At 64.4% G+C, this 964-nt stretch carries 1 protein-coding gene; it reads left to right on the top strand.

Annotation, left to right across the window (positions count from 1 at the left end; translation table 11 throughout):
* A partial coding sequence (locus ACP7EG_RS27675; protein WP_426090246.1) for an amino acid adenylation domain-containing protein occupies window positions 1–964 on the top strand: 964 nt, incomplete at both ends.

Raw genomic sequence — 964 nt, 5'->3', positions numbered from 1 at the left:
TTGGCCCGGACGTGCTGGTGGGGCTGTGCGTGGAGCGCAGCCTGGAGATGATGGTGGGCGTACTGGCGATCCTCAAGGCGGGCGGCGCGTATGTGCCGCTGGATCCGGCGTATCCGCAGCAGCGCCTGGCCTACATGGCCGAAGACAGCGGGCTGGTGCTGTTACTGTCGCAGCAGGCTTTGCGCGCCACGGTGGCGGGTTTCGCCACGATGCCGGTGCTGTACCTGGACGACGCGCAGTCGAACGCAGCATGGCTGGCGTCTGCGGCGGACAATCTGCCGCGCTGCGCGCAGTACACGCCGGACCACCTGGCGTATGTGCTGTATACGTCCGGTTCGACGGGCCGGCCGAAAGGCGTGATGACGGCGCACCGCGCGCTGGTCAACCGCATCGACTGGATGCAGCGCGAATATGCGCTGACGCCGGCCGATGTGGTGCTGCAAAAGACGCCGATCAGCTTTGATGTCTCGGTCTGGGAATTGACCTGGCCGTTGCTGTACGGCGCGCGCCTGCTGCTGGCCAAGCCGGAGGGACACAAGGATCCGGTCTATCTTGCCGACTTGATTCAGGCGCAGGGGGTGACGACCTTGCACTTCGTGCCGTCCATGCTGCGTTCCATGCTCGACAGCGGTGCATGGCAACACTGTGTTTCGGTGCGGCAGGTGTTCTGTAGCGGCGAAGCGCTGCCGGCGGAGATGGTCAATGGCCATCATGGGCAGCACGCTGCGGCACTGCACAATCTGTATGGGCCGACAGAGGCGGCGATCGATGTCAGTTATTGGGCTTGTCCGCGTGGTACCGCATTGACGCAGGTGCCGATCGGCAAGCCGATCCAGAACATCGTGTTGTACGTGCTGGGAACGCAACTGGAGTTGCTGCCCATGGGGGCGACGGGTGAACTGCATATCGGCGGTGTCGGTCTGGCGCGCGGCTATGTGAACCGTCCGGAACTGACGGCGGAACG

The organism is Janthinobacterium sp. PSPC1-1, from assembly GCF_049897625.1.
GTDB lineage: Bacteria > Pseudomonadota > Gammaproteobacteria > Burkholderiales > Burkholderiaceae_D > Janthinobacterium > Janthinobacterium tructae.
Note: the sequence above shows the minus strand (reverse complement) of the source record. Positions and strands in the feature narration are given on the sequence as shown.